At 68.6% G+C, this 26,654-nt stretch carries 28 protein-coding genes and 1 pseudogene; 17 read left to right on the top strand and 12 right to left on the bottom strand.

Annotated features, from left to right (window positions below):
• From H7I57_RS26880 to H7I57_RS26890, 3 genes are all read right to left on the bottom strand, one after another.
• Window positions 1-347: aldehyde dehydrogenase family protein (locus tag H7I57_RS26880; protein WP_264027357.1), on the bottom strand; the 347-nt coding region annotated here is incomplete at its 3' end.
• Window positions 348-412: 65 nt separating this feature from the next.
• The gene (locus H7I57_RS26885) at window positions 413-958 is read right to left on the bottom strand and encodes a TetR/AcrR family transcriptional regulator (RefSeq protein ID WP_264027358.1); all 546 of its coding nucleotides are present in this window, start codon (window positions 956-958) and stop codon (window positions 413-415) included.
• Window positions 959-1,049: 91 nt separating this feature from the next.
• Window positions 1,050-2,204: a phosphotransferase gene (locus H7I57_RS26890; protein WP_264027359.1), complete on the bottom strand. Its 1,155-nt coding sequence runs from the start codon at window positions 2,202-2,204 to the stop codon at window positions 1,050-1,052.
• 87 nt (window positions 2,205-2,291) lie between these two features.
• Here H7I57_RS26890 and H7I57_RS26895 point away from each other — a divergent pair, with 87 nt between their 5' ends.
• Window positions 2,292-3,494, top strand: a complete 1,203-nt coding sequence (locus tag H7I57_RS26895; protein ID WP_264027360.1) for a CaiB/BaiF CoA transferase family protein — start codon at window positions 2,292-2,294, stop codon at window positions 3,492-3,494.
• Between the two features lie 5 nt (window positions 3,495-3,499).
• Here the strand turns inward: H7I57_RS26895 and H7I57_RS26900 are convergent, their stop codons facing one another.
• The gene (locus H7I57_RS26900; RefSeq protein WP_264027361.1) at window positions 3,500-4,093 is read right to left on the bottom strand and encodes a TetR/AcrR family transcriptional regulator; all 594 of its coding nucleotides are present in this window, start codon (window positions 4,091-4,093) and stop codon (window positions 3,500-3,502) included.
• A gap of 44 nt (window positions 4,094-4,137) precedes the next feature.
• On the opposite strand from H7I57_RS26900, the gene H7I57_RS26905 reads away from it, so the two are divergent.
• A complete protein-coding gene (locus H7I57_RS26905) occupies window positions 4,138-5,391 on the top strand; it encodes a cytochrome P450 (protein ID WP_264027363.1) in 1,254 nt (417 codons plus the stop codon).
• Between the two features lie 36 nt (window positions 5,392-5,427).
• Complete coding sequence (locus H7I57_RS26910) at window positions 5,428-5,619, top strand: ferredoxin (protein WP_264027365.1); 192 nt, start codon at window positions 5,428-5,430, stop codon at window positions 5,617-5,619.
• A gap of 85 nt (window positions 5,620-5,704) precedes the next feature.
• Here H7I57_RS26910 and H7I57_RS26915 read toward each other — a convergent pair whose 3' ends face one another.
• Both H7I57_RS26915 and H7I57_RS26920 read right to left on the bottom strand, forming a co-directional pair.
• Window positions 5,705-6,532, bottom strand: coding sequence for a thioesterase family protein (locus H7I57_RS26915; protein WP_264027443.1), 828 nt, complete (start codon window positions 6,530-6,532; stop codon window positions 5,705-5,707).
• Window positions 6,533-6,551: 19 nt separating this feature from the next.
• A complete protein-coding gene (locus H7I57_RS26920; protein ID WP_264027366.1) occupies window positions 6,552-7,394 on the bottom strand; it encodes an SMP-30/gluconolactonase/LRE family protein in 843 nt (280 codons plus the stop codon).
• A gap of 144 nt (window positions 7,395-7,538) precedes the next feature.
• Here H7I57_RS26920 and H7I57_RS26925 point away from each other — a divergent pair, with 144 nt between their 5' ends.
• Genes H7I57_RS26925 through H7I57_RS26955 form a run of 7 tightly spaced genes read left to right on the top strand, consistent with a single transcriptional unit; the run spans window position 7,539 to window position 14,469 of the window.
• On the top strand, window positions 7,539-8,243 hold the full coding sequence (locus H7I57_RS26925) for an NIPSNAP family protein (protein ID WP_264027445.1): 705 nt from the start codon (window positions 7,539-7,541) through the stop codon (window positions 8,241-8,243).
• 8 nt (window positions 8,244-8,251) lie between these two features.
• A complete protein-coding gene (locus tag H7I57_RS26930; protein WP_264027368.1) occupies window positions 8,252-9,487 on the top strand; it encodes a cytochrome P450 in 1,236 nt (411 codons plus the stop codon).
• Window positions 9,488-10,456, top strand: a complete 969-nt coding sequence (locus H7I57_RS26935) for a zinc-binding dehydrogenase (protein ID WP_264027370.1) — start codon at window positions 9,488-9,490, stop codon at window positions 10,454-10,456.
• Window positions 10,457-10,463: 7 nt separating this feature from the next.
• Complete coding sequence (locus H7I57_RS26940) at window positions 10,464-11,249, top strand: HpcH/HpaI aldolase family protein (RefSeq protein WP_264027449.1); 786 nt, start codon at window positions 10,464-10,466, stop codon at window positions 11,247-11,249.
• Window positions 11,249-11,980, top strand: coding sequence for an SDR family NAD(P)-dependent oxidoreductase (locus tag H7I57_RS26945; RefSeq protein WP_264027371.1), 732 nt, complete (start codon window positions 11,249-11,251; stop codon window positions 11,978-11,980). The genes H7I57_RS26940 and H7I57_RS26945 overlap by 1 nt, the downstream gene beginning before the upstream one ends.
• An 8-nt stretch (window positions 11,981-11,988) precedes the next feature.
• Window positions 11,989-13,509, top strand: coding sequence for a flavin-containing monooxygenase (locus H7I57_RS26950; RefSeq protein ID WP_264027373.1), 1,521 nt, complete (start codon window positions 11,989-11,991; stop codon window positions 13,507-13,509).
• A 6-nt stretch (window positions 13,510-13,515) separates the two neighbouring features.
• Window positions 13,516-14,469: an alpha/beta hydrolase gene (locus tag H7I57_RS26955; protein WP_264027376.1), complete on the top strand. Its 954-nt coding sequence runs from the start codon at window positions 13,516-13,518 to the stop codon at window positions 14,467-14,469.
• On the opposite strand, the gene H7I57_RS26960 is transcribed toward H7I57_RS26955, so the two are convergent.
• Window positions 14,446-14,934 (bottom strand): SRPBCC family protein, encoded by a 489-nt coding sequence (locus H7I57_RS26960; protein WP_264027379.1) that lies wholly within the window; start codon window positions 14,932-14,934, stop codon window positions 14,446-14,448. The genes H7I57_RS26955 and H7I57_RS26960 overlap by 24 nt on opposite strands.
• A 104-nt stretch (window positions 14,935-15,038) precedes the next feature.
• Here H7I57_RS26960 and H7I57_RS26965 point away from each other — a divergent pair, with 104 nt between their 5' ends.
• Window positions 15,039-16,187 (top strand): acyl-CoA dehydrogenase family protein, encoded by a 1,149-nt coding sequence (locus tag H7I57_RS26965; protein WP_264027380.1) that lies wholly within the window; start codon window positions 15,039-15,041, stop codon window positions 16,185-16,187.
• On the opposite strand, the gene H7I57_RS26970 is transcribed toward H7I57_RS26965, so the two are convergent.
• Window positions 16,184-17,116: an LLM class flavin-dependent oxidoreductase gene (locus H7I57_RS26970; RefSeq protein ID WP_264027381.1), complete on the bottom strand. Its 933-nt coding sequence runs from the start codon at window positions 17,114-17,116 to the stop codon at window positions 16,184-16,186. The genes H7I57_RS26965 and H7I57_RS26970 overlap by 4 nt on opposite strands.
• Before the next feature lie 130 nt (window positions 17,117-17,246).
• Here H7I57_RS26970 and H7I57_RS26975 point away from each other — a divergent pair, with 130 nt between their 5' ends.
• Window positions 17,247-18,161 (top strand): LLM class F420-dependent oxidoreductase, encoded by a 915-nt coding sequence (locus H7I57_RS26975; protein ID WP_264027383.1) that lies wholly within the window; start codon window positions 17,247-17,249, stop codon window positions 18,159-18,161.
• A gap of 62 nt (window positions 18,162-18,223) precedes the next feature.
• Here H7I57_RS26975 and H7I57_RS26980 read toward each other — a convergent pair whose 3' ends face one another.
• Both H7I57_RS26980 and H7I57_RS26985 read right to left on the bottom strand, forming a co-directional pair.
• Complete coding sequence (locus tag H7I57_RS26980; protein WP_264027385.1) at window positions 18,224-19,243, bottom strand: NADP-dependent oxidoreductase; 1,020 nt, start codon at window positions 19,241-19,243, stop codon at window positions 18,224-18,226.
• An 88-nt stretch (window positions 19,244-19,331) separates the two neighbouring features.
• Window positions 19,332-20,048, bottom strand: a complete 717-nt coding sequence (locus H7I57_RS26985; RefSeq protein ID WP_264027386.1) for a DUF427 domain-containing protein — start codon at window positions 20,046-20,048, stop codon at window positions 19,332-19,334.
• Between the two features lie 286 nt (window positions 20,049-20,334).
• Here H7I57_RS26985 and H7I57_RS26990 point away from each other — a divergent pair, with 286 nt between their 5' ends.
• The 3 genes from H7I57_RS26990 (at window position 20,335) to H7I57_RS27000 (ending at window position 23,134) form a co-directional block, all read left to right on the top strand.
• Window positions 20,335-21,765, top strand: a complete 1,431-nt coding sequence (locus H7I57_RS26990; RefSeq protein WP_264027387.1) for a WS/DGAT/MGAT family O-acyltransferase — start codon at window positions 20,335-20,337, stop codon at window positions 21,763-21,765.
• A 176-nt stretch (window positions 21,766-21,941) separates the two neighbouring features.
• Entirely contained in the window at window positions 21,942-22,532 is a 591-nt protein-coding gene (locus H7I57_RS26995; protein ID WP_264027388.1) for a hypothetical protein, read from the top strand.
• A gap of 17 nt (window positions 22,533-22,549) precedes the next feature.
• Complete coding sequence (locus H7I57_RS27000; protein ID WP_264027389.1) at window positions 22,550-23,134, top strand: hypothetical protein; 585 nt, start codon at window positions 22,550-22,552, stop codon at window positions 23,132-23,134.
• Window positions 23,135-23,143: 9 nt separating this feature from the next.
• Here the strand turns inward: H7I57_RS27000 and H7I57_RS27005 are convergent, their stop codons facing one another.
• Window positions 23,144-23,398: a DUF2631 domain-containing protein gene (locus tag H7I57_RS27005; RefSeq protein ID WP_264027390.1), complete on the bottom strand. Its 255-nt coding sequence runs from the start codon at window positions 23,396-23,398 to the stop codon at window positions 23,144-23,146.
• A gap of 110 nt (window positions 23,399-23,508) precedes the next feature.
• Here H7I57_RS27005 and H7I57_RS27010 point away from each other — a divergent pair, with 110 nt between their 5' ends.
• Window positions 23,509-24,366, top strand: a complete 858-nt coding sequence (locus tag H7I57_RS27010) for a mycofactocin-coupled SDR family oxidoreductase (protein WP_264027391.1) — start codon at window positions 23,509-23,511, stop codon at window positions 24,364-24,366.
• 8 nt (window positions 24,367-24,374) lie between these two features.
• Here the strand turns inward: H7I57_RS27010 and H7I57_RS27015 are convergent.
• Window positions 24,375-25,718: pseudogene (locus H7I57_RS27015) on the bottom strand (cryptochrome/photolyase family protein).
• 59 nt (window positions 25,719-25,777) lie between these two features.
• Between H7I57_RS27015 and H7I57_RS27020 the strand changes: the two are divergent.
• Window positions 25,778-26,653 carry a TIGR03619 family F420-dependent LLM class oxidoreductase gene (locus H7I57_RS27020; protein WP_264027392.1) on the top strand — a complete coding sequence of 292 codons (876 nt, stop codon included), beginning with the start codon at window positions 25,778-25,780 and terminating at the stop codon, window positions 26,651-26,653.
• The last annotated feature ends 1 nt before the right edge of the window (window position 26,654 follow it).

The following is a 26,654-nucleotide window of genomic DNA, read 5'->3' on the forward strand; positions in this document are numbered from 1 at the left end:
CTCTCGATCTGGCTCCCGGACACCGACACGGGGCAGCCGACCTCGGTGATCAGGATGCGGCGCAGCCGCTCCTTGTTGCGCTCCAACGCCTCATGCAGCTGGGTCAGGCAGTGATAGCGAAAGTCCACATCGCGCGACCAGTCGGTCTCGTCGAACGCCCGCCGCGCCGCACCCACAGCCCGACCCATGTCCTCGACGGTGCCGTCGGTGGCCTGACCGGCGACCTGCTCAGACGCCGGATGAACCACATCGAATGTCGCTCCGCTGTCGGTGAATTGCAATTCACCGTCGATGAGCATGCGCTGCTCGCCGGCGAGCACACCGGTTTCTGTCTCTGTAGCGGTCATGGCAGCTAGCTTTACAAGTTTTTGGCTCAGTGTCACGCGTTCTCGCCGACTTCGGTCGGCGGACGTCAGGAGGTCTTGATCCCCACGGCGTGCCGGAGCTGGTCGAGAAACTGATCGTCGTCGTCGCTGCGGACGATGTAATGCGACACGGCGACGCGGATCGCCGTCGCTGCCTTGACGGCTCCGTTGGGTCCTGGCAGCAGCTTCTCCAGCTGGGTCCGCATCGCGGGGATGATGTGCGCCAGCCGCCCGATCACGACCTCGGGCTCGATGTCGACGAGACGCACGCCCGAATAGGACTGCTGGTATTCGACGATGAACCGCATCGCCGCGTCGACGCGGTCGGTCCCGCGCAGCCCGGCGGTCGCGCGGGCGATTCCGGACTCGAACATCTCCCGCTCGAAGATCCCGAATGCGTCGAGCAGCTCCTGCTTGGAGGCGAACCAGCGGTACAGCGTCGGGCGGGACACCCCGGCCTGCAGGGCCACCTCGGACAGGCTCAGCTTCGTCTGACCGCTACGACCGAGCACCTCGGCAGTCGCGACCAGGATCCGGTGCCGCGTCGAGGTGTCCTCGGCGGCGTCGGATGATTCGCGTGCGGGTTCGTTCACGTCCTGGCCTCGGCTAGGGGTGTGGCGGGGGGTCGATGTCGATCGTAGAGGGTGCTGGTCTGCGGGGACGGCGGCTCGCGACGGGTGTCCGTCACAGGGACTTCTGCAGCATGGCGACGGTGTCGAGGTCCTCGAGCGCGGCGAGGCTGCGTTCGACCCCCTTCATCGCGATGTCCTCGACCTGCATGCCGCCCATCCCCGCCGTGATGAGGGCCGCGACATACGGGTAAAGCGCGCCCTGCCGGTAGCGATCCCACAGCTCGTCGCGGTCCAGCTCGGGACCCCCTCCCGCGACGAGCGCCCGCCGATAGACATCGAGAAGGTCCCGTTGCGAGGCCTGGCGGTCCTCGGCGGTCATGCTGGTGACCAGCGTGTAGGCGAGCTCCCTGCTCGGGTGCCCGCGGCGCACCGCCTGCCAGTCCAGCAGCCCGGCCCGCCCGTCGCGGAAGTACAGGTTGCCCGGGTGGGCGTCGCCGTGCATGACGGTGTGCGGCGGGCGGTCGATGAGTGCGGCGACCGCGCGGTAGTTCTCGTCGATGAACCGCCCACGCTCCAGCGGCAGGTCGGTCCGCTCGGCGAGCCGGCGCGACGACGTCTTGAGCAGTGGACCGGTGAGCAGCGCCGCGCTGTCGGCCGATGCCGCATAGAGCCAGCCCAACGGACCGGTGCCTGCAGCGGGCAGGCGACCCCAGAACGTCGCATGCAGGCGGGCGAGGAGCTCGACGACCTGCGCGGCGCGGTCGGTGTCGATCGGGTGCAGGGTGTCGGGAAACTCGCACGGTGTGGCCGCGGGGTCCGCCGGCTCTGCGAGATCCTCGAGGACGAGCACGAACCTGCCCGTCCACGGATCGAACTTCGCGCCGTGGCATCGCGGCACACCCGTCAGCTCGGGTGCCAGCTGGCGGTAGAAGCGCGTCTCGGTGTCGGCGAGGTTGCCGAGTTCGCCCATCAGCCGGGTAGCCACGGTCTCGGCCGCCATCTTGACGAAGACGGTGGCGGGGACGTCCACGCCGGTGAGCGCCAGCCGGGCCCGCGATGAGGTGCCGGCGTCCCCGTCGATGACCGACACCGAGGTGACCGTGCGTCCGATGAGTTGCGACATCGCCGCGGCGTCGAGGTCGCCGGTCGTGCGCGGCAGCCGACGCAGACGGCCGATCGCGGTGTCGGCGACGATCCGTCCCAAGCCGCGGCCCAGATGGGAGGCCAGGCCGGCGGCAGGAGCGATCCGATTTTCGAGGACGGACACCACGGGGCCTCCCTAGGCTGGACCTGCTAGCCCCACCAGGGTTACAAGACAGCGGCCCTTTGTAAAGGCTGCGGACAAGGACGGTGCATGGCCGGACCGCTGGAGGGCGTCAGGGTCGTCGAACTCGGGGTGTGGGTGGCGGGTCCCGCCGCCGGGGGCGTCCTTGCGGACTGGGGCGCCGACGTCGTCAAGATCGAACCGCCGGGCGGCGATCCGGCCCGGATGTTCGGCCGGATGCTGGGCATCAGCCCGCAGGACCGTCACCACGTCAGCCCGCCGTTCGAAATGGACAACCGAGGCAAGCGCAGCGTCGTGCTCGACCTGACGACCGAGGACGGGCAGGCGCGGGTTCGGGAACTTCTCAGTGACGCAGACGTTTTCCTGACCAACATCCGCACCGGGGCGTTGCGTCGCATCGGCCTGGACTTCGAGGCGGTGGCCACCGACAACCCGCGCCTGGTCTACGGGTTGATCACCGGGTACGGGACGGCAGGGCCCGACGCGGACCGGGCCGCCTACGACGTCGCAGCGTTCTGGGCCAGGGCCGGACTGGCACACCTGTTGAGCACACCGGGGGAGCCGCCACCCTTCCAGCGTGGCGGGATGGGCGACCACATGGCCGGGATGACCCTGGCCGCCGCGGTGTGCGCGGCGCTCGTGGCACGTGCGCGGACCGGGGCCGGGCAGTTGGTGTCGACGTCGCTGTACCGGCAGGGTGCGTACACGGTGAGCTTCGACCTGAACACGTTTCTGCTGACCGGACATTCGATCGCGATCGGCCAGCGGGAGTCGATGGCCAACCCCTGCATGAACAACTACACCGCGGGGGACGGGCGCCGGTTCTGGCTCGTCGGACTGCAGGGCGACCGCCACTGGCCCGCCCTGTGCAGCGTCATCCAGCGCCTCGGTTGGCTGACCGACGATCGGTTCGCGACGGCGCGCGCCCGGGCGGTCAACGCAGTGCAGTTGATCGGCGAACTCGACGCGATCTTCGCCGCCAAGACCCTGGACGAGTGGGCCGAAGCCTTTGCCGCACAGCCGGATCTGTTCTGGTCGCCCATCAACTCGCTGGAGGACGTGGTCGCCGACGAGCAGTTCCATGCCGCCGGGGGTGTCGTCTACGTGCCCGAGTCGGACTCCGGTGACCCGGACACCAGCGTGCCGATGGTCGCCTCGCCCGCCGACTTCTCCGGCACGCCGTGGCGGGTGCGTTCCTGCGCGCCGGAACTCGGGGAGCACACCGAGGAGGTGCTCGCGGAGCTGGCTCAGCGGACGAGTCGGTCGACGTAAGAGGTTCAGCTGTCGGCGATCTCGCCTTCGGGTGCCGGCGCGTGGTGTTTGACGCGCGCCGCGTGGCGCAGCTGGGCCAGGAAGTCTGCGCTGTCATCGCTGCGCACCAGGTACTGGGAGATCGCCACCCGTACCGCGGTCGCGGCCGATAGCGCGGCGTCGGGACCCGTGCACAGGCGTTGCAGGCGCTCCCGCATCAGCGGTAGCACCCGCGCCATCCGCTTGATGACCTGGTCGGGTTCGATGTCCACCATGCGCAGGCCGGGATAGGACAGCTGGTATTCCACGATGACGCGCAACGCCGCGTCGAGCCTCTCGTGAGCGGGTAGACCGGCGGTCGCCGCGGCGATGGCGTGCTCGTAGTAGTGCCGTTCCCAGACCACGAAGACGTCGAGCAGCTCGCGTTTGTCGGCGAAGTACCGGTAGAGCGTGGGCCGCGAGACCCCCGCCTCGGTTGCCACCTGGGACAGGGACAGCTTCGACATGCCGTTGCGGCCAAGGACTTCTGCGGTGGCCGCGAGAATCCGTTGACGGGTCGAGTTGTCGGGGCCTTCGGGGTCGTCTGGCCCCTGTGGATCACCCGGCAGGACTCGCGGCATGGTGACAGCTTTACAAATTAACGCCCGAGTGTCACGCTAATTCTGTGACAGCACCCTCGTTACATGAGCGTGAGCACAGCGCGATCGACATCACCTCACACGATTTCTGGAGCCGACCGTTCGCGGTGCGCGACGAGACGTTCGCGCGGCTGCGCGCCGGTGACGGGCTGACCTGGCATCGGCCGTTCCCTTCGCTGTTCCCGATGGAGGAGCCCGGCTACTGGGCGCTGACCCGACGGGCCGACATCGCCTACGTCAGCCAGCATCCCGAGCTCTTCACCTCCGAGCGCGGCGTGGCGCTCGACCCGATGCCCGCCGAGATCCAGCGCTTCGCGTCGTTCTTCCTGACGATGGACCCGCCGCAGCACACGACGTATCGGCGGCTGATCAGCTCGGCGTTCACGCCGCGAAACGTCCGCCAGATCGAAGAGCAGATCCATCGCGGCGCGGTGGCCATCGTCGACGATCTCGTCGGCGCGGGCGACATCGATTTCGTCGCAGACTGTTCGGCGCGACTCCCGATGCTGACCATCATGGAGATGCTCGGCGTACCGGCGGCCGATCAGCCCGCCGTCGCCGAGGCCGCCGAGAAGTTGTTCTCGATGAGCGACGACGAGTACAGCTCCATCGAAGAGCGGGCCACCAACACCATCAACGAGATCATGCTGCTGTCCAGCACGGGCGCCGAATTGGCGAAGTTCCGCCGCAACAACCCCGGCGACGACCTCATGACCAGCATCGTCAACGCCGAGGTGGACGGTCAGCGGCTCACCGACGAGGAGATCGGCGCGTTCCTGATCCTGCTGTCGTCGGCAGGCAACGACACCACCAAACAGACGACCACCCATGTGATGATGGCCCTTGTCGAGAACCCCGACCAGCGAGCCTGGTTGATGGAGGATTTCGACGACCGGATCGGCACGGCCGTCGAGGAATTCGTGCGGTGGTCCTCCCCGGTGCTGCAGTTCGCCCGCTTTGCCACCCGGGACACCGAGATCAACGGCCAACCCGTCGCCGAGGGCGACAAGGTCGGACTGTTCTACTGCTCGGCCAACCGCGACGAAACCGTGTTCGACGAGCCGGGGCGGTTCGACCTGGCGCGCTCGCCCAACCCGCACCTGGGGTTCGGGGGTGGCGGGCCGCACTTCTGCCTCGGTAACCAGCTGGCGAAGGCAGAGCTGCGAAACCTGTTCCGGGAACTGCTGACTCGGTGCAAGACCATCGAGTTGGGCGAACCCGACCTGCTGTACAGCAGCTTCGTCCACGGCGTGAAGCGGCTGCCCGCGCACGTCCGGTGACCCGTTGGGCAGATCGGACACGAAAGTGGAGGCGTGATGAAGGTCGAAGTCGATCTCGCCAAGTGCACCGGGCACGGCATCTGTGAGTCCATCGCCGAAGACGTCTTCGAGGTGCAGGACGACGGCACCGTGGTGATCCACGACGCCGAGCGCCCCGAGTCCGATCGGGACCGGATGCAGCAGGCCGTGACGCAGTGCCCGGCCGCCGCGCTGAAGCTCACCGACTGAGATCCGTGTGGCCGCGAGCGTGCAGCAGCGGTAGTCACGACGCGCGATCAGCGACATGGAATGCACGTTCGCGTCGCGGCGAGGGCTATCTGGGCGGGCGGGGGCGCACCAGGACCGACTGCTGAATCGCGCCGACCGCGCCGCCCTCGTCGAACAGCGTGCCGATCGTCGTGCCGATCCCGTCGGGCCCGTAACTGGTCTCGGCGCGGATGCCGATCCACTCACCCTCGGGCATCCGGTGCACGTGCACCGCCAGATCGGTGTTCAGGAACGTCCACCGCCGGATGTCGAGCTTGGTGCCGATCCCGTTCGCGTCGTCGGCGACCGCGAACAACCGCTCCAGCGGCGTCATCGCCTCGCCCTTGACCAGATCGACCTCGGGCCTGATCCAGGATTCGCCGGGTCCGTTGCTCATCGGCTTGGTGAGCCAGCGCCAATCCAGGCTGTGGACGTAGTTTCGGTCCCAGTCCTTCTTCATGTCACGGCCGACCGCCTCCGCCACCGGGCGCAGTGGCTGCGCGGGCGCGTGCACCACCGCGGCGGTGTCGAGGGTCTGCAGCCGCCACCCACTGGCCCGGGCGACCGGCCGAGGTGTGCCGTCGGGACCCGGCGCCAGCATCTCGGCGGTGATCAACTCGATCTGCTTACCGGAGCGTTCCCGCCGCGCGCGGACCCACAGATCCCCCTCGGCGGGCACCGGACCCAGCAGATCGACCAGGACACGGCTGAGCCTGGTGTCGTCGCGCGCCTCGCATCGTTGCAGTCCACGGACCAGCAACGCCGATACCGGCGCGGCGTGCTGGATGGCCGCAGACCAGGTGCTACGGACGAAATCGGTTGCGGTGAACCGCTCGCCGCGAGCACCGTCGATCTCGACGTCGCCGTCGACCAACTCGTAATAGGAATCCGACATCTCGGCCTTTCGGGACAGTTCAGCGCAGCACGGCTGCAGGGACATCGACGGTCGTGGCGTCCAGACGGGAGAGCTTCGTCCCGACAAGGCGTTGGGGGTAGGCGTCCGTGGACGACAGCAGGAACAGCGTCCGTCCCTCCGGACCGCCCAGCGCGCAGGCGATGGCCGTCCGGTCACCCATGTCGATCCGGTCGGTCACGGTGCACGCCCCGCTGCTGCTCTCGATGATCCGCTCGAACTGATGGGCCAGCGTCATCGCCGCCCAGACCCCGCCACCGTCGTCGAGGCAGATGCCGTCCGGCGGCCCGTCCAGGCCGTCGGCGAAAACCCTTCGATCGCTGAGGGATCCGTCCGCCGCGATCGTGAACGCGGTCAAACGGCGCCCGGTCGACTCAGCGACGATCAGCGTTGCGCCGTCGGGCGTGATGGCCATGCCGTTGGGGAAGTCGAGGTCGCCGGCGACGACGGTGGCGCGCTCGGCGCCGTCCCGATCGGGGTCGACCCGCACGATCACCCCGCCCTTGCGCGCCTGCGAGCCGACGTAGGCGCACCCGTGCCGATCGACGACCATGTCGCCGAGATCCGCGGGCACCAGCTCGGACAGGTCGGCGACCGTGCTGACCGTTTCGCCGTCGTATCCGAGCACCTGTCTGCACTGCGTGGAGACGATCAGCAGTGTCCCGTCCCGGCGGAATCCCAGCCCGGACGGCGAATGTCCGGCCAACTCCAGCGTGCTCATCTCGCCGCCGAGTGTCACGGTGTGCACGGCCTCACCGAGCATGTCGGAGAACCACACGAGGCCCTCGAACCAACGCGCACCCTCGCCGAAGCAGAAACCGTTGGCCAACGGGACGAGGGTCATCGGACCGGGACCCGGCCACACGCAGACGCAGAGCGCTCAGACACTTTACAAAACACGCGACAAGTGTCACGCTCCCTGAGTGTCACTGTCAACCACCCGCAGCCGATGTGCGCCCGCCGGTGAAGGGAAGTGCCAGCCGTGAACATGAAGAAATACCACAGCCATACCCTCCTCTACCTGCACGAGACGATCGATCTGGGATCTGCGGGCAGCGAGCAGTTCGTTTCGGAGTTCAGCGCCAACTACCACCCGATGATGAGCGAGCTCGGCGCGAGGCTGTTCGCGATGTGGGAGTCGACCCCGTACAACGGACACTGGCCGCAGGTCACCGTCGTCTGGGAGATCGACGCGTTCGCCGACTACGCGCGCATCGGCCGTGCGCAGACCCGCGGCGGCAGCCATGAGGCCGCCGCGGGGAAGTGGACGGCATACCTGCGTGACATCGGGGCCCGCGGAGAAGGCCGCATCATGTACGCGGGACGCAGCAACAAGACGCTGGCCCAGCTGCGGGACGCGGACTTCAAGGCGGGCTTGGTGATCCAGGAGATCATGCAGACCAAGCCGGGCCGTCAGGACGATTACATCCGGGAACTCGAACGGCTCTACGTGCCCTGGTCGGAATCCACCGGAAAGAGGTGGCTCGGGTCGTTCATCACCACGTTCCGGTTCAACGAGGTCATCCATTACTGGGCGCTCGAGGGGGACTGGGACTGCTTCGAGAACCACTACCCGTCGTGGAAGGACAGCCCACCCGCCGAGATCGTCACGTGGATGAGCGTCGCGCCCGCCCTGCGTGACGGCTGGGAGGACTCCATACTCGCCGCCCTGCCACCGTCGCCTCTGCAGTGAGCCTGAACATGACCGGGAAAGAACACTTCACCTACGACCCCTTCGATCCGGCAGTGATGGCCGACCCGCTGTCGTACTACCGGGTGCTGCGTGACCGGTACCCGGTGTACTACCTCGAGAAGTGGGACACCTACGCGCTGTCGCGCTTCGCCGACATCTGGAACGTATTGGAGATCAACGACGGAACGTTCGTCGCCTCCGAGGGGACGTTGCCTGCCGCCGCGGTGCTCGCCGACCACAACGACGGTCCGGTGCCCGACCCGCCGCTGCACCCGATGCCGTTCCACGCGAACTTCGACGCACCGCTCTACGACGAGGTCCGCCGCTGCACCGCCGCACCGTTCCGGCCCAAGTCCGTCTCCAAGCTCGCCGACCGGATCCGGACACTGGCCAACGAGCGCCTGGACGAACTGCTGCCGCGCGGCAGCTTCGATCTTACCCAGGACTACGGCGGAATCGTCGCCGCCTCCGTCGTGTGTGAACTCGTCGGGCTGCCAAGCGATCTCGCCGCCGATGTGCTCGCCACCGTCAACGCGGGCAGCCTGGCCCAGCCGGGCAGCGGCGTCGAGGTGGCCAACGCGCGGCCCGGCTATCTGGAGTACCTGGCGCCGGTCGTGGCGCGCAGGCGGGCGGGCGATGGTGACGATCTGCCGATCGTGGACAACCTGCTCGCCTACCGGTTGCCCGACGGATCGGCACTGTCCGACACCGAGGCCGCCGTGCAGATGCTCGGCGTCTTCATCGGCGGCACCGAGACGGTGCCCAAGATCGTCGCGCACGGGTTGTGGGAGCTCTCCGGCAGGCCCGACCAACTCGCCGCGGTCCGCGCCGACCCGGACGCCAACGTTCCGGTAGCGCGCGAGGAGATGATCCGCTACTGCGCACCCGCGCAGTGGTTCGCCCGCACCCTACGCAGGCCGTTCACCCTGCACGACACCACGATCCGGCCGGGGCAGCGGATCATCTCGCTGCTCGCGTCGGCCAACCGGGACGAGCGCGAGTACCCCGACGCCGACGAGTTCGTCTGGAACCGGCCGATCCCGCGGTTGCTCGCGTTCGGGCGCGGCCAGCACTTCTGCCTGGGCGCCCACCTCGCACGGCTGGAGATCGCGATCATGGTGACCGAGTGGCTCAAGCGGGTGCCCGACTTCCTGGTCGACGCCGACGCCGCGTCGCGGCCGCCGTCGAGCTTCCAATGGGGCTGGAACAACGTCCCCGTACAGATCCGGGCGGAGGTCGGCTGAATGTGGTCCCACCGGCTCGTCGCCCCATTCACCTTCGTGAAAACCGATGTGCCGCAACGCTCGCCGGAGTCCCTGGACGACGGCCAGGTGTTGCTGCGATTCCTGGCCGGCGGGATCTGCGGCAGCGACCTTCCCGGATTCCGTGGCGCCAAGGGCAGGCTGCCGGGGGACACCGGCGTCTCGGCCGCGGAGATGGACGGGTTCCCGATCCACGAGGTCGTCGGCGAGGTGATCGCCAGCCGCCATGCGGACCACCGCCCACGTGACCGCGTTGTCGGGTGGGCATCGGGGTTCGACGGGCTGATGGAACAGGTCGTCGCCGACGGGGACGGCCTGGCGCCCTACGACCCCGCGCTGAGCCCCGAAAACGCCGTCGGGTTGCAGCCGCTGGCCTGCGTCCTCTACGCCGTAGAGCAACTGCCCGACCTGACCGGCAGGCACGTCGCGGTCCTCGGCCAGGGCTCGATCGGGTTGTTGTTCTCCTTCGTCGCCAAGGCGGCGGGGGCCGCGCATGTCACCGGCGTCGACCCGGTCGACCGCGACGACGTCGGCCCGGCGTTCGGGGTCGACACCGTGGTCCGCGCGACCAGTGATCGCTGGGTGAGCCGGCTCGCCCCGGATGCCAAGCCCGACATCGTGATAGAGGCCGTGGGACACCAGGTCGCGACCCTCGGGCACGCGGTGGAGGCCGTCGCGCCGGGCGGCACGGTCTTCTACTTCGGGGTGCCCGACGACGACTCCTACCCGATCAGCATGCGCACCATGCTGCGCAACAACCTCACCCTGAAAGCCGGGATCACACTCGACCGGCGGCGGGTCCTCGACCGCGCGGACGCGTTCGCGCGCCAGCACCCCGGTCTGCTCGGCCGCTACCTGACCCACACGTTCCCCGCCGACGAGGTACAGGCAGCGTTCGAACTGGCCTGCCTGCCGGTGCCCGGCAGGGTCAAGATCGCGATCGTGCCGTGAGGTGGTGGTGACGATGAGCAGGCTGCAGGATGCGCTGGCCACCAAAGACCGGGTGTGGGGCGGCTGGGTGGTGGGGCCGACGATCCTCGGCCCCGAGGAGTTCGCCAGGGCCGGTTACGACTACATCGGATTCGATGTTCAGCACGGATATCTCGGCGACGCCGACGTCGCACTGATGCTGCGCAGGCTCGAACACGTCCCCGTCGCCACCGCGGTACGCCTGCCGACACCCGATGCCGCCCCGATCGGCAGGGTGCTCGACGCCGGTGCCGACGCCGTCGTCATCGCGATGGTCGAGTCCGCCGAACAGGCCGCCGCAGCCGTCGCCGCCACCAGGTACGCGCCGGCCGGCGTGCGCAGCTTCGGGCCGCTGCGCGCCGACGTGGGCCACGACCCCGCCGGTCTCCAGGCACGGGCGTCGGTGTTCGCGATGGTCGAAACCGCACGCGGGCTCGCCGCGATCGACGAGATCTGTGCCGTCGACGGGTTGACCGGTGTCTATGTGGGACCTGCCGATCTCGCGATCTCCATGGGTCATGCGCCGACCGACGCGTGGACCCGGCGGGAGGTCCGCGACGCGATGACGCACATCCACCACACCACCGACGCGGCCGGGCTGGTCAGCGGCGTCCACGCCGGCACCGGGAAGCTCGGAAACACCGCTGCACAGCTGGGATTTCGGATGATCACCGTCGCCTCGGAATCACAGGCGCTGCACCGGGGCGCGACAGCACACCTCGGCGAGGCACTCGGGACCGCCGGCGTGGCGGATCCCCGGAAGGCGGGGTACTGATGACCGGCGACCGGGTCGCACTGGTCACGGGAGCCGCCCGCGGGCAGGGCGCGGCGATCGCCGCCCGGCTGCTCGAGGACGGTTTCCGCGTGGCCGCCTGCGACCTGCTCGCCGACGAGCTGGCGGCGACCGTGGCCGCGCTCGACACCGACAGGGCGGTCGCGGTGGCGCTGGACGTGACCTCGGCCGACCAGTGGACACATGCGGTCCGCACCGTGGTCGACCGGTTCGGCGCGCTCACCACCCTGGTGAACAACGCCGGCGTGCTGCACCGCGCTTCGCTGGCCGACGAGACTCCGGCGGGCTTCGAGTGCAGCTGGCGGGTCAACTGCCTCGGCCCGTTCCTCGGAATCCAGGCGTCGCTTGCCCACCTGCGCGACGCCGACTGCGCGGCCATCGTGAACACGTGCAGCACCGGAGCGGTCCGGCCGTTCCCGAACCACGCCGCGTACGGGTCGTCGAAGTGGGCGCTGCGGGGTCTCACCCAGGTCGCCGCGGTCGAACTCGCGCCGTCGGGGATTCGGGTCAACTCCGTGTTCCCCGGCCCCGTCGAGACGCCGATGCTCGACGCGGACACCCAATCCCGGCTCGCCGCAACCGCTTTGATGGGCCGTATCGGTAAGCCCGTGGAGATCGCCGATGCGGTGGCGTTCCTGGTCTCCGAGCATGCGTCGTTCATCACCGGATCCGAGCTCATCGTCGACGGTGGGCAGTCCCTGAAGATTGGATGAGGACCTCAATGGCGAAGACGCTCTCCGTGGGCATCATCGGGGCCGGCCCTGGCGGACTGGCGCTCGGAATCTTCCTGCGAAAAGCAGGATTCGACGATTTCACGATCTTCGACCGCGAGGACGGCGTCGGCGGTACCTGGCGGGTCAACACCTATCCGGGTCTGGCCTGTGACGTGAAGTCGCATCTGTACTCGTATTCGTTCGACCTCAACCCGCGCTGGTCACGGATGTGGTCGGGGCAGGCGGAGATCCTGGAGTATTTCGAACGGTGCGCACGCCGCTACCGCCTGGACGCGCATCTGCGGCTGAACACCGAGATCGTCTCGGCCAGGTGGGATACCGCCAGCAGGACATGGCGGCTGGGCACCGCGACCGGTGAGGAGTTCACGTTCGACGTCGTGGTGTCGGCGATCGGGATCTTCACCCAGCCGGTGATGCCGGACCTGGTGGAGGAGGAGCCGTTCACCGGAACCCTCATGCACACCGCACGCTGGGATCACTCGGTCGACCTCCGAGACGCCCGGGTCGCGGTACTCGGCACGGGATCGACTGCAGCACAGCTGGTCCCAGAGGTCGCGAGGGTCGCGTCGAAGGTCTACTCGGTGCAACGGTCGTCGACCTGGGTGCTGCCGAAACCGGACCGGCCCTACACCGAACGCGAGAAGTGGCTGTTCGCCCATGTTCCGCTGGCCAAGAAGATCTACCGCACCAGGCTGTGGCTGCGCAGCGAGTCGAACATCTCGGTCATCGAGAACGGCAGCGACAAGACCCAGGAGTTCAAGGGGATCGCGTTACGCACACTGGAGGCGACGATCCCCGACGAAGAGCTGCGGGCCAAGCTCACCCCGACCCACCCGTTCGGGTGTAAACGCCTGGTGTTCGCCACCGACTATCTGCAAACACTGAACCAGCCGCACGTCGAGGTGGTGTCGAGCCCGGCGCGCACGCTTCGGGCGAGGTCGGTGATCACCGAGGACGGCACCGAACTCGACGTCGACGTGGTGCTGTGCGCGACCGGCTATGCGGCGGCGGATTATCTGGGCCAGATCGAGGTCCAGGGCGCAGACGGCACCGCGCTGCGCGACACCTGGCGTGACGGTGCGTTCGCCTACCTCGGGATGGCTGTGCCCGGCTACCCCAACTTCTTCATGCTCTACGGACCGAACACCAACGTCGGCTCCAACAGCGTCATCTTCATGCTCGAGGCGCAGGCCCACTACATCGTGCGTGCGCTGAAGTACATGCGCCGCAAGGACAAGCCCTACATCGAGGTGCGGGCCGAGGTGATGCAGCGATTCCTGACCAGGATCGACACCTGGATGCAGGGCACCGTCTGGCTGACCCGGTGCAGCAACTACTTCCGCGCCGCCAACGGGAGGGTCGTCACCCAATGGCCGCGAAGCGCGCGGGCCTTCTGGGGACTCACCCGCTGGTTTCGGCCCTCTGACTACACCTTCTCCGAGACCTCCGGGTCGTCCGGCAGCCGCCGGGACATCCGCGTCGGGGTCCAGACCGCGGTGAAGCGGTAGACCGCCATGACGATTCCCCAACGTCCGCCGGCCCGCGACATCACCGACAGACTCGATCCGGTGTTGCGGCAGTTCGCCGCGGTGCGAACCGACCTGTCGCCGGCGGTGCTCGGCGCGGTCCGGGATTCGCTCAACCAGCGGCGTGCCGAGATCGCGAGGACCGCGGACACCGTGGCTGTCGAGATCGAGCAGCGCGCAGTCCCCGTCGAGGCGGGACGCGTCGTGACCGTCCGGATCTACCGCGGCGGGCCGCCGCCGTCACCCGCCGTCATCTACTGCCACGCGGGCGCTTTCGTGCTCGGCAACCTCGACACCGACCACCGGCAATGCATCGAGTTCGCCCGTCGCGGACGCTGCACCGTCATCTCGGTGGATTACCGGTTGGCGCCCGAACACCCGTTTCCCGCCGCGTTGGACGACGCACGCGCGATCCTCGAGTGGGTGTCGCGCAGCGCCGCCGAACTGGGGGTCGACGCCGACGCACTGGCGGTCGCCGGCAGTAGCGCCGGGGCGGCGCTGGCGGCCGGTCTTGCCCGGGGCGCCGCGGACGGGACCGCGCCCCCGGTCGTCTTCCAGATGCTGCACCAACCCGTACTCGACGACAGGCCGACACCCTCGAAGGAGGAGTTCACCTCCACGCCGGGGTTCGACGGCCCGGCCACGACGTGGATGTGGCGGCACTACTGCGGGGCAGGACCGCCGGCCGCCGAGGCGGCGCCGGGTCGAGCCTTCGAATTGGACTTCCTGCCAAGCGCATTGATCACCTGCTCGGAGCTCGATCCGCTGCGCGACGAGGCGGTCGACTATGCGCTGCGGCTGATGTGGGCCGGCGTGACGACCGAGCTGCATGTGTTCGCCGGCACCTGCCACGGGTTCGACTCGCTGGTGCCCGACTGGGAAACCAGCGGTCAGCTGTTCGACATCCAGGGCGCCGCGCTACGGCGCGCCTTTCTGCGCTAGTGCCAGTTCGCGGGCGACGGCGGCGTGGTAGGCGTCGATGTTGGCGGGATTGACGGTGCGGAAGAACCCGTCCGGTAACGGGGAGTCCCTGTATGCCTCGACCGTCATCGTCCGGCTGAACAACGTGACGTCCTCGCCGGGCCGGGTGAACTCGTACTGCACGGTGATCCGGCCGGGCATCCCCCCGCTGCCGTCCGCGTCGTGGCCGAGATTTCCCACGGAGGTGAACATCCACAATTTGGGACGCGTCGCGATCGCCAGATGCCAGGTGAACATCCGTTTGCCGTCCGGGCCGGACTCGGTCCAGGTGTCACCGACCTCGAGGGGCAGCTTCTCGACGACCTTGCCGACATGTGCGCTGCCGGGGTAGGTCTTCGGCCAGTTGGCGGGATTGGTCACGAAGTCGTAGATCTCTTCGGGAGATTGGGTGAATGCCGTCTCCGACGTCGTCGTCACGATTCCCACGGGGGTCCGCCCTTCTGTCCGGTCGCGGTTTACTTTACAAAGTATCTGCCAAATGTCACGCTCGTGTGGTCGGCGCAGCCACCCGGAAAGGACGGGATGTCAGCATGGACTTCTCCGAAGTAGAGCTGTCCGAGGAGGATCGGGCCTTTCAGGCCGAGCTACGGGCATTCTTGCGGTCCGTGGTGACCGAGGATGTCATCCGGCGCGACCGGGAGACCGGCGACAACTTCGACGAGGACGTCCATCTGGCCCTCGGCGCCGCCGGATACCTCGAACGCGACTTCCTGGACGAGGAAGAGGGCGGCTTCAGCCCGCTGCGTCGCAGGATCTGGGAACTCGAGATCGGCCGCGCGCAGACCCCGTGGTTCCACTGGGGCACCACGGCGATGGTCGCCTCCGCGGTGAAGCGGTTCGGGGCGCAGGACCTCAAGGACGAGGTGCTCGAGAAGGTGCTGTCCGGTCACTACCGGCTGTGCCTGGGCTACACCGAACCCGACGGCGGCTCCGACGTGGCGACCTGCAAGACCCGTGCCGTTCGCGACGGCGAGGGGTGGGTTGTCAATGGCTCGAAGATGTTCACCTCCAATGCCCATCACGCCCGGTACGTCTTTCTGATCACCAACACCGATCCCGCGGGGCCCAAGCATCAGAGCCTGACGATGTTCCTGGTTCCGCTGGACTCGCCGGGTGTCGAGATCCAGCCGATCCGCACCGTCGACGGTGACCGCACCAACATCACCTTCTACAGCGACGTCCGCGTCGATGACAGATACCGCGTCGGCGCCGTGAACGGCGGCTGGGCGGTGCTCCGAGAGGCCCTCAACGCCGAACACGGCACGGTGGAACGCGACAACAGCGGCCTGCACAAGATCGCGGTGATGACCGAGCACGCGCTGCTGCTCGCCGGTGCGGTCGACAGGGTGGCCGCCCAGGCCCGGATCGCGGACGATTCCGTCGGGTTCCGCCTCGGCCGCGCGATCGCTCGGTTGGAGGTGGCGCTGAGCACCCCGCAGATGTTCGGGCGGGTGGCGATCGCCCAGGCGTTGCGCGACCTCACCCCCGACCTGATGGACATCGCCGGGGCCGCGTCGAGCCTGCCGGTGGGCTCCGAAGGAGCGGAGTACCTGTTCCGCTTGGCGGGTCCGACCGGAATCTACGGTGGCACGCTCGAGGTGTTCCGCAACATGATCGCCCAGCATGCGCTCGGCCTCGGCAGGCCCCAGTACGCGCCGCCGGCGGCGCCGCGCACCTAGAGGTGGGGGATCACCTCGGAGGCGAGCAGCCCCAGGGTCTCATCCGAGCAGCGGTCGTGGGTGAACAGCACGATCTGACCGAAACCCATCTCGACCAGCTCACCCAGCCGGTCGACCACGGCGGGTGCGGTGCCGATCAGACCCGCCTCGTGCAGGCCGAATCCGGCTATCCCGAAGCGCTTCTCGGCGAGACCGCGGACCTTGGGCAGCGCGTTATCGTCCGGCGCGAGCGCCATCACCGCCTCGATCGACAACACGATGGAGTCCGGATCACGGCCGACGTCCTCGCAGATCGCCCGGAGCGCCGCGATCTTCTGCTCGATCTCGCCGAGGGCGTAGGTCGGCACGTTCCACACGTCGGCGTAACGCGCCACCAGCGGCAGCGTGAACTTCTCGCCGACACCCCCGACCACGATCGGCGGCCTGGGCGTCTGGACGGGCCCCGGCTTGATCGGCATGTCCGAGACCGTGAAGTGCTTGCCGGAGAAGTCGATCCGCTCCTCGGCGAAGGCCTGGTGCAGCATCGCCAGGGTCTCGCCCAGGCGCTCCGACCTGTCGGCGAAAGTGCCCCAGTCCAGGCCCGCGCGCCGGTGCTCGTCCTCGATCGAGCCGCTGCCGATGCCGAGCGCCAGCCGGCCCCCCGAGATCTGGTCCAGCGTGGTCGCCATCTTCGCCAGCGTGACCGGATGCCGAAACTGGTTGCACAGCACCATGTGTCCGACGCGAATCCGCTCGGTCCGGCTGAGCAGGGCGGTGGCCAGGGTCCACGCCTCCATCGACGGGTAGTCGGGCATGCCAGGGCCGTACAGGTGGTCGTAGAGCCACAGGGAGTCGATCCCCAGCTCTTCGCACCGCCGGGTGCGATGCAGAACGTCGTCGAAGGAGAAACCCATCTGGGGTAGGTAGACGCCGATCTCGGGCCTGTTCATGTCGGGTTGCTCAGCCTTTCGCGCGCCGGTGGTTCTGTACATTCCGCCGCCTGCATGGTAACGACATTCTCGGAACTGGAGAAGACAGTTCTGATCACCGTCGCGTCACCTAGAGCCAGAGGGGCTGACCATGCAGTTCACGATCACCCATCCGATGCACAGTCACCCCTACAACCCCGAACTCGTCACGGGTTCGGGTATCGCGCGGGTCGCCGCGGCCGCCGAGGCGGCCGGGTTCGGCGGCTTCGGCTTCACCGATCACCCCGCGCCGTCGCAGCGGTGGCTCGACTCGGGCGGGCACGACGCCCTCGATCCCTTCGTGGCGATGAGCTACGCGGCGGCCCACACCACGACGCTGCGGCTCATCCCGAACATCGTCGTGCTCCCGTACCGCAACCCGTTCGTGGTGGCCAAGGCGGGCGCGACGCTGGATCTGGTCTCGGGCGGCCGCTTCACGCTGGCGGTCGGTGTCGGCTATCTCAAAGGCGAATTCTTCGCTCTCGGAGTCGATTTCGACGAGCGGGCCGCACTCTTCGAGGAGGCGCTCGAAGTAATCACGGGCATCTGGACCACCGATGACCTGACCTTCGAGGGCAGGCACTTCAGCGCACGGGGGATCACCGCCCACCCGAAGCCCATCGGCCAGCCCCATCCGCCGATCTGGATCGGCGGTAACACCTCGGCCGCGCGTGCGCGGGTGGCGGCCCACGGCCAGGGATGGTGCCCATTCCGGGCGCCCGCGGTGCTGGCCCAGACCGCCCGTACCGCCGCGCTGGACTCGGTCGAGCATCTCGCCGCCGGAATCGGGGATCTGCGCCGCAGACTGGAGGAAGCGGGCCGAGATCCGTTCGACGTCGATGTCGTGTTCACCAACGACGCGGGTGGCAACCCGGGCGACGACGACTTCAACGCCGACGCATTCCTTTCGGGGGCGGCCGAACTCGAGGCGGCGGGGGTGACCTGGGTCCAGGTGTCGGTGCCGGGGGACAGCCTGGCCCACGCGCTGGAGGCCACCGAGCGGTTCGGGTCGTCGGTCATCGCGTGACGACTTCGGCGCGCAAAGCGACCGTCACAGTCGGGATGCGCGCCAGATTCGCCTGAGCGAGGTCATGACCCGCTGAGCCGGACCAGGGTCTTGCCGATGTTGGCCCCGGTGAACAGACCGTTGAGGGCGTCGACGCAGGACTCGATGCCCTCGAAGACGTGCTCGCGATGCACGAGCAGGCCTTCCTCGTCCCACCGGCGCAGCGCGGCGAACGCCTCGTCGAAGCGGCCCCACTCGTCGAGGGCGTTGAACCCCTGCATCGACGCGGTCTTGGCGAGCAGGTTCACATAGTTCGACGGGCCGGGATGATCGCCCGTCAGGTAGCTGGAGATGACACCGCACAGCACCACCCGCGCCTTCGGCGCCAACCGGCCGAGGACCGCGTTGAGGATCGGCCCGCCGACGTTGTCGAAGTACACGTCGACGCCGCGCGGGCAGTGCTTCTTGAGCGCCGCCGCCAGATCGTCCCCGCGGTAGTCGATGCATGCGTCGAACCCGAACTCCTCCACCACGACCCGGCACTTGTGCGGCCCGCCGGCGATACCCACCACGCGTGCGCCTGCGATCTTGGCGATCTGCCCCGCCACCGAACCGGTCGCTCCCGCGGCGGCGGAGACCACCACCGTCTCGCCCGGCGCAGGGCGGCCGACGCCGGTCATGCCGAAGTAGGCCGTCGCGCCGGTCGGCCCGTACACCGACATCACCGCGCGTTGGTCCACCTGATCGCCGGGACCGGGTACGGGAGTGGTGAACAGGTCGTCGCGCACGAGCGTGTACTCCTGGAAACCCGTCAGCGTCGTCACGACGTCGCCGACGGAGTAGGCATCGCACCGGGACTCCACCACCTCGCCGATGCCGGCCGCCCGGATGCACTCACCCAGTTGCACCGGCGGAAGGTAGCTCGGCTGATCGTCGAGCCACGTCCTCGCCGCAGCGTCGATGCCGACATAGGTCGTGCGGACCAGGGCCTCACCGTCGGCGGGTTCGGGGGCCGCCACCGTCACCAGTTCGGTGTCCTCGGGCTCGACCAGCCCGCGTGGACGGCGGCGCAACAGGATCTGGCGGTTCGTCAGCGTCGGCACGCCGACGAAACTACCGCCGGAACTGCATTCCGGCGGTAAAAGTGCGAGAGCGCCCCTGCTGGAATGCAATTCCGGCGCAGACGTTAGGTCATTTCCCCGGTATCTGGCATCCGCAGTCGGAATAGCTTGCGGACTCCGGCATTTCGGCCAGCACGTCGACCTTGGTCTCGTCGAAGCTCAGCATGCCCTTGATCGGGAGCGTCTCGGGCAGCGGATCGTCGTAGCTCCACGCGGCGTCGGTGACGACGGTGCCGCCGACATCGACGTTCCAGTACGTCGCGTACCCCTTGTAGTTGCAGTAGCTCGTGGTCGCCGAGCGGCTCAACAAGTCGGTGCGCACGAGCGATGGGTTCACGTAGAGCCGGGGTTTGAGCGCCGTCTCGAACACGATCATCGTGTCGACGGTGTCGACCAGGATCGTGCCGGACACCTCGACGCGCAGGCCGCGTGCCGTCGGCCGGCAGTCGACGCGGTGATACGGGTTGGGTGGATAGTGCACCAGCGCCCGCCCCTCCTCGAGCCAGGAGTCCATCGCCGTCCACGGCACCACGACGAACCCGGGAGCCTCCGGCACCGGGTCTGCCGGCAGGTCGCCGATCTCGTCGGCGGCGAACGCGTAGCTCAGCGGAGCGCCGCGGCGGTGCACCATCAGCGCCCGCTCGGTGTCGATCACCGTGGCGCCGTCGCGGATTCCCTGAACGCGCCGCGGGTGCGGCTCGATGTAGACGACGTCATCGGCGACCGGCGGGCTGAGTTGCCCGGCGCGGTCTCGGCTGAGCGGACCGGTGCCGGCGACCAGGCTCATCGAAGCGCCCCTGCGGCAATCGTTTCCGTGCGCATGTCCACACCCTTCCGGTCTCCCGCAGCTCACCAAGGTGCGGTCGAGAGAGAACCAAAGTTTACAAACTCATCTCGGTATGTCACGAGCGGCGCCGTCCGGCCGCGCCGACGGCCGGCCGAGTTTCTGCCAACACGGGGTGTCAGTTTGGTCGAAGACGACATCTGGTGGGTCAAACCCTGTGGAATGGGTACCAGGATCGGGGCCTCCACGGCGGGGGCGTCAGCGCGGTTCCGAAACGAACGGGGTGCAGGTGAAGCGGCTCAACGGCGTGGACGCCATGATGCTGTACAGCGAGACACCCGAGATCCACATGCACACCCTCAAGATCGGGGTGCTCGACGTTTCGGGTGTCGACGGCTTCGACTTCGACATGTTCCGAACCGTCGCCCGCGCGCGCCTGCACGCACTGGCCCCGCTGCGATATCAGCTCGTCGACATCCCGCTGCAGTTCCACCACCCGATGTGGGTGCAGAACGCCGAGCTCGACCTCGACTACCACCTGCGCAGGGCGAAGGTGGCGGCACCGGGCGGGCGCCGCGAACTCGACCAGCTGATCGGGGAGATCGCAGGCACGCCGCTGGATCGAGACCACCCGCTCTGGGAGATGTACATCGCCGAGGGATTGGCGGACGACCGCGTCGCGATCATCCACAAGGTGCATCACGTCCTGGCCGACGGCGTCGCCTCCGCCAACCAGCTGGCCATGGCGATTCAGCCCGACGAGCCCCAGGTGGGTGGGCAACTGGCGGCGACGCCCGCCGAATCGAGGACGCCGGCCAACCTGCTGCGGGCCGCCGGACGCGATCACGTGCGGCTGATCCGCAGACTCCCGCGGCTGATGAACGAGACCGCCACCGGTGTGGCGCGGGTGCGCAGGAAGGCCAGGGAGCGGGGGCGCCACCCCGACCTGGCGCGCAACTTCGCGCCGCCGGCGACATTCATCAACCACGTCGTGTCCCCGGGGCGGCGCTTCGCGACCGCGCCGCTGGCACTGGCCGACGTGAAGGAGACCGCCAGGCAGCTGGGCGTCACCCTCAACGACATCGTGCTCGCAACCGCCGCGGGCGCGTTGCGGCAGCTGCTGCTGCGCTACGACAAGAAGGCCGACTCGCCGTTGATCGCCGGGGTCCCGGTGAGTTTCGACACCTCGCCGCAGCGGTTGGTCGGTAACGAATTCACCTATATGACACCGTCTTTGCCCGTGCATGTCGACGACCCACTCGAACGCGTCAGGCTCACCGCGACGTCGACGGCGATCGCCAAGGAGAACAACCACCTGCTCGGGCCGACGTTGATTCCGTCCTGGCTGTCCTATCTGCCTCCGGCGGTCACACCGCGGATCTTCCGGATGCAGGCCCGACGGGTGGAGTCCGCCAGCGTGATGAATCTGACGATCTCCAACGTGCCGGGACCGCGGGCACGGGGCTGCGTCAAGGGCGCGACGGTCGACGAGATCTACTCGGTCGGGCCGATCGTCGCGGGCAGCGGGATGAACATCACCGTTTGGAGCTACGTCGATCAGCTCTCCATCTCGGTGCTCACCGACGACCGCACCCTCGACGACCCCCACGAGGCGACCGATGCGCTGATCGAATCGTTCGTCGAGATCCGGCAGGCGGCCGGCCTGCCGGGCGAGTTGACTCCCGTCCAGACGGCGTTACCGCTGGCTCCGGCCACCTAGAGGCACCCCGGGCTCCCGTCCCGCGTCGGCGCTGCCCCGAAAACTGTTGCTTCCAACATTGATTCGCTTCGGCCTGCACCCGGGGCGACGTGCGCCCGGCTACCGCAGCCTTTACAGATCATCGTATAAGTGTCACGCTGTGGGTGTTGTTCAACAGGCTCCATGGGAGGCTCACGGTGACCGCTCGCACGTTCGAGGCGGATGACCTCGCGCTCGTCGGACGCAAAGGCCCAGGTGTCCGGGCCTCGGACGAGCAACTGCTCGGCTACGACGTGACGGTGATCGCCGCGGATGTCGGGGGCGTCGTCGCCGCTGCTGGTGGCTGGCTCTGTGACCGGGTGCGGGCGGGCTGGCAGGTCACGGTGCTGGTTCCCCGGGGATGTGACACGCGCGCGCTGACGATTCTCGGGGTCCGCTCCGGGGTGTGGGAATCCGGTGCCGACACGTTGCGCCTGATCTCCACGGCCGCGCTCGCGATCGATGCGCGCGTCCTGCACCATGACGACGCGCCGCGCCGGGAACTGCTGCGCAAGGTCGACGGTGGAGGCATCGAGATCACGGTGTGGGGGGAGTCGGGGCTCTTCGCGGCCGATCGCCGGTTCGGCCGGGTGCGGCACCGCCTCAGCGCTGCCGCGCGGGCGTACAAGCAGCAGGCGCTGTCCTGTTGCGGCGCCGCCTGCGAGCAGGTGGTCGAGGAGTTCGTCAGCTCTGCGCTGTGGTATCCGCCGGACGGCACCGACCTGGCCCCGATCCCGGCGCGTCAGTGAATCGGGATCAGACGCCGATGGCTTCGCGACCGTTCAGTCCAGGCGACATCACCGCCGACGAGCATGCCGACGAGCGTGCCGGCGACGGTCGCCTGCATCGGTACCGGCTGATCGTGCTCGCCGGCGGGGTCGGCGACGTGGTCGGGTCGGCGGGGGGTTTCCTCTGTGACCGGGCGCGTGCGGGCTGGGACGTCAGCGTGCATCTCACCGGCGGCGTAGACGCGCGTGCGCTGGCGATCCTCGGGATCACCGCGGCCGAACCCGACGCCGACCCCGGCGCGGTGATCCGCAGGTGTCCGCGGGGTGCGGTGCTCGCCGTCGACGCCGGCCTTTTGGCTCGGGACGCCGCGATCCGCGAGGACGTGTCGCGGATGGTGGTCCAGGGTCTGACGGAGGTCACCGTCTGGGGTCGGCCCGAACTCGGCGAGCTCGGTCAGGGGCTCGAGCCGGCCACCCAGCCGCTCAGTGCGGCGGCCAGGGCGTTCAAGGCCCAGGCGCTGCTGGCCACCGGTCTGGCTGCGAAGAACACCGGCACCGTCGCACCGGACGAGATGCTGTACCGGCTGCGCGGGCGGCCCGCGCGCCTTCTTCGCTCGGTCTGAGCCGGTGCGCTAGCGGGTGGTGCTGTTGCGGTGGACGTACCAGCTGCGCGCCACCACGCCCAGGACCAGCGCCGCGAAGCCGATGAGGAACCAGTCCTCCACTCGCCCCGTGTGGTTGCCGTGGAGCATCAGCAGCAGGAAAACCGCTCCGATCACACCACCGATCTGCTTGAGCCGGGGGTTCTCCTTCGACCAGCCCCACTCCGCCGACGGCACCTCCTCGACGTCGACGCCTGAGTGACGCTCCACCTCGGTGCTTGCCACGGGTGCTCCTCACGATCGGGCGGCTTGGTTGCGGCCATTCTGACACAGGCCTACTACGGGCTGCCGTAGAAGGCTGGGCTACCGGCAAAAGCACAGTAGGCTCGCCGGTCATGGCAGCCCAACAGGACCGCGGACCCTCCGGCGTCTTCAGTGACAAGGTCGTCTTCATCACCGGCGCGGCCCGGGGTCAGGGACGAGCGCACGCCGTCCGGTTCGCCGAGGAGGGCGCCGACGTCATCGCCTACGACCTCTGCGGCCAGCTCGACAGCGTCGCCTACCCGATGGCCACCGAGCACGATCTCGACGAGACCGTGAAGCTGGTCGAGAAGACCGGGCGCCGGATCGTCGCCGAACGCGGCGACGTCCGCGACCGCGACCGGCTGGCCGAGGTGGTCGCCCGCGGCGTCGCCGAGTTCGGCCGCATCGACTACGTCCTCGCCAACGCCGGGATCCTGCCCGCCGCCGGTGCGCAGGGCCGTGACATCACCGCCTACACCGACGCGATCGGCGTGATGCTCAACGGCGTCTACTTCACCATCGAGGCCGCGCTCCCCGCGATGCTGCGCAACCCCGACGGGGGGGCCATCGTCATCACCAGTTCGGCGGCCGGGTTCAAGTCCGTCAGCACCGATTTCGACAGCATGAGCCACGGCGCGGCCGGGTACACCGCCGCCAAGCACGGCGTCGTCGGACTCATGCGCCACTTCGCCACGTCGTTGGCCGAGAAGAACATCCGGGTCAACTCGGTGCACCCCGGCGGCGTCGCCACACCGATGGTCCTCAACGAGGCCATGGCCGGCTTCGTCGCCGAGCACCCGTCGTTCGGCGAATCCCAACGCCCGCTGCTGACGATCCCGATGATGGAGCCCGACGAGGTGAGCGAGACGATGGTCTACCTGTGCGGGCCGGCCGGTCGCCACGTGACCGGGGTGGCGCTGCCGCTCGATGCGGGCCTGATGCTCAAGTAGGCGTCCGGTCAGCTCAGCTCGCGGTACCGGCGCAACGCCTCGGCGCGCTCCCTGCCATGGTCGACGATGGGCTCCGGATAGCCGACAGGCCGGTGTGTGAGTTTGTGCACGTCGGCCGTGTCGTCCAGCCCGGCCAGCTCCGGCACCCAGCGCCGCACGTAGTCGCCCGATGGATCGAACTTCGCCCCCTGCGTCGTCGGGTTGAACACCCGGAAATACGGGGAGGCGTCGGTGCCGCTGCCCGCCGCCCACTGCCACCCGTGCTGGTTGTTGGCCATGTCGCCGTCGACCAGCTGCTCCAGAAACCACCGGGCGCCCCACTGCCAGGGCAGGTGCAGGTCCTTGACCAGAAACGACGCGACGATCATCCGCACCCGGTTGTGCATGAACCCGGTCTGGGCGAGCTGACGCATCCCGGCGTCGACGATCGGGAAGCCGGTGCGGCCGCTCTTCCATGCCTCGAAGGCCTGCTGCGCGTCGGCGTCGTCGTCCACCTCGATGCGGTCGAAGGACTTGTTCCAGTTCCATCACACGCTGTCGGGCCACTCGTGCACCACGGCGGCGTAGAAGTCGCGGAACGCCAGCTCGCGCAGGTAGGCCTGCGCATCCTTGCCCCGGCCCAGGTCCGCGGCCAGCGTGCGCGGATGGATGGTGCCGAACTTCAGGTGCGCCGACATCCGGCTGGTGCCGGGGAGGTCCGGGCGGTTGCGATTGTCGGCGTAACCGGAAAGGCCGGTGTTCAGGAACTGCTCCCATTGGCGGCGGGCCGCCCGTTCGCCTGCGGGCAGTTCGAGGGCCACGCCCGGGTCCGGGATGTCGGCGATGCCGGGACGCCCCGGCACGTCGGCCGGATCGATCCAGCGCGCCGCGTCCTTGCCCGACGCCGCCGGCGGGCGCCAGCCGTGCCTGCGCCAGGCGTCGTAGAACGGGGTGAACACCTTGTACGGCGTGCCGTCACCCTTGGTGACCCGGCCCGGCGACACCAGATACGGCGACCCGGTCGCCACCAGCTCGACGTCACCGAGCGCGTCGCGCACCTGCTCGTCACGGCGACGTCCGAACGGCGTGAAATCGCCGGAGACGTGCACCGACGCCGCACCGATCGCCTTGGCCAGCGCGGGTACCCGGCTCTTCGGGTCGCCGCGGGTCACCAGCAGCCGGCCGCCGAGCCCGTCACGCAGGTCGCGCAGCGCGTCGTACAGGTACTGCAATCGGCGTGCACCCGCCGAGGCCTGCAAGCGCGGGTCCAGCACGTAGCAGGCCAGCACCTCGCCGTCGACGTCGGCGGCGGTCGACAGCGCGGGCAGGTCTTCGAGCCGCAGATCGCGACGGAACCACAACACGGCGGGCATGGCATTGATGCTGCCCGCAATCTCCGGTAGAGAAACAAGACACCGACGAGAGGCACCTGATGCAGTTCTGGAGCGGCACCCCGTTCATGGAGGTCGCCGACGCGATCGCGGTCGCCAGGATGGTGGATGAGGCGGGCTATGACGGGATCATCTGTGCCGACCACCTGATCTACCCGCGGGAGCTGAAATCGCTGTATCCCGATTCACCCACGCAGAAGCCGCCATGGTCACCGGACACCGGCTGGCCGGATCCCTGGGTGCTGACCGGCGCGATGGCCGCGGTCACGACGCGGCTGCGGTTCTCGAATGCGGTCTACATCGCGCCGGCGCGTCCGCTGCTCGAGGTCGCCAAGCAGGTGGCCACCGCGTCCGTCATCTCCGGTGGGCGGGTGTCGCTCGGGGTCGGCGTCGGCTGGATGCGCGAAGAATACGAGCTGCTCGGGCAGGACTTCCGGACCCGAGGCAAGCGCCTCGACGAGATGATCCCGGCGCTGCGGGCGCTGTGGGGCGGGGGTTGGGTGTCGTGGAGCGGCGAGCACTACCAGGTTCCCGAGATGATGATCGAACCCCACCCGCCGGGGCCGGTGCCGATCCTGTGCGGTGGCGAATCCGAGGCCGCGCTGCGCCGCGCGGCGCGCTTGTGTGACGGTTGGGTCGGCTACGCCTACGCGTGGGACGACGCCGTCGGGTACGCCCGGCGACTCGGCGCGTTACGGCGCGAGTACGGGCGGCAGGACGAGCCGTTCGACATCCTGCTCGCGCTGCTCGAACCCCCGAGCCCGGACCTCTACAAGCGCGCCGAGGATGAAGGCATCACGGCGGTGATGTGCGCGCCGTGGATGGGCGCCGAGGGCACGCGCACCGGTGGCGTCGATCGATTCCGGGGTCCCATCGAGCGGTTCGCCGAGACCGTCATCGCCAAGGTCAACGCCTGAG

The sequence above is a fragment of the Mycolicibacterium pyrenivorans genome, assembly GCF_025821625.1.
GTDB classification, from domain to species: Bacteria; Actinomycetota; Actinomycetes; order Mycobacteriales; family Mycobacteriaceae; genus Mycobacterium; species Mycobacterium pyrenivorans.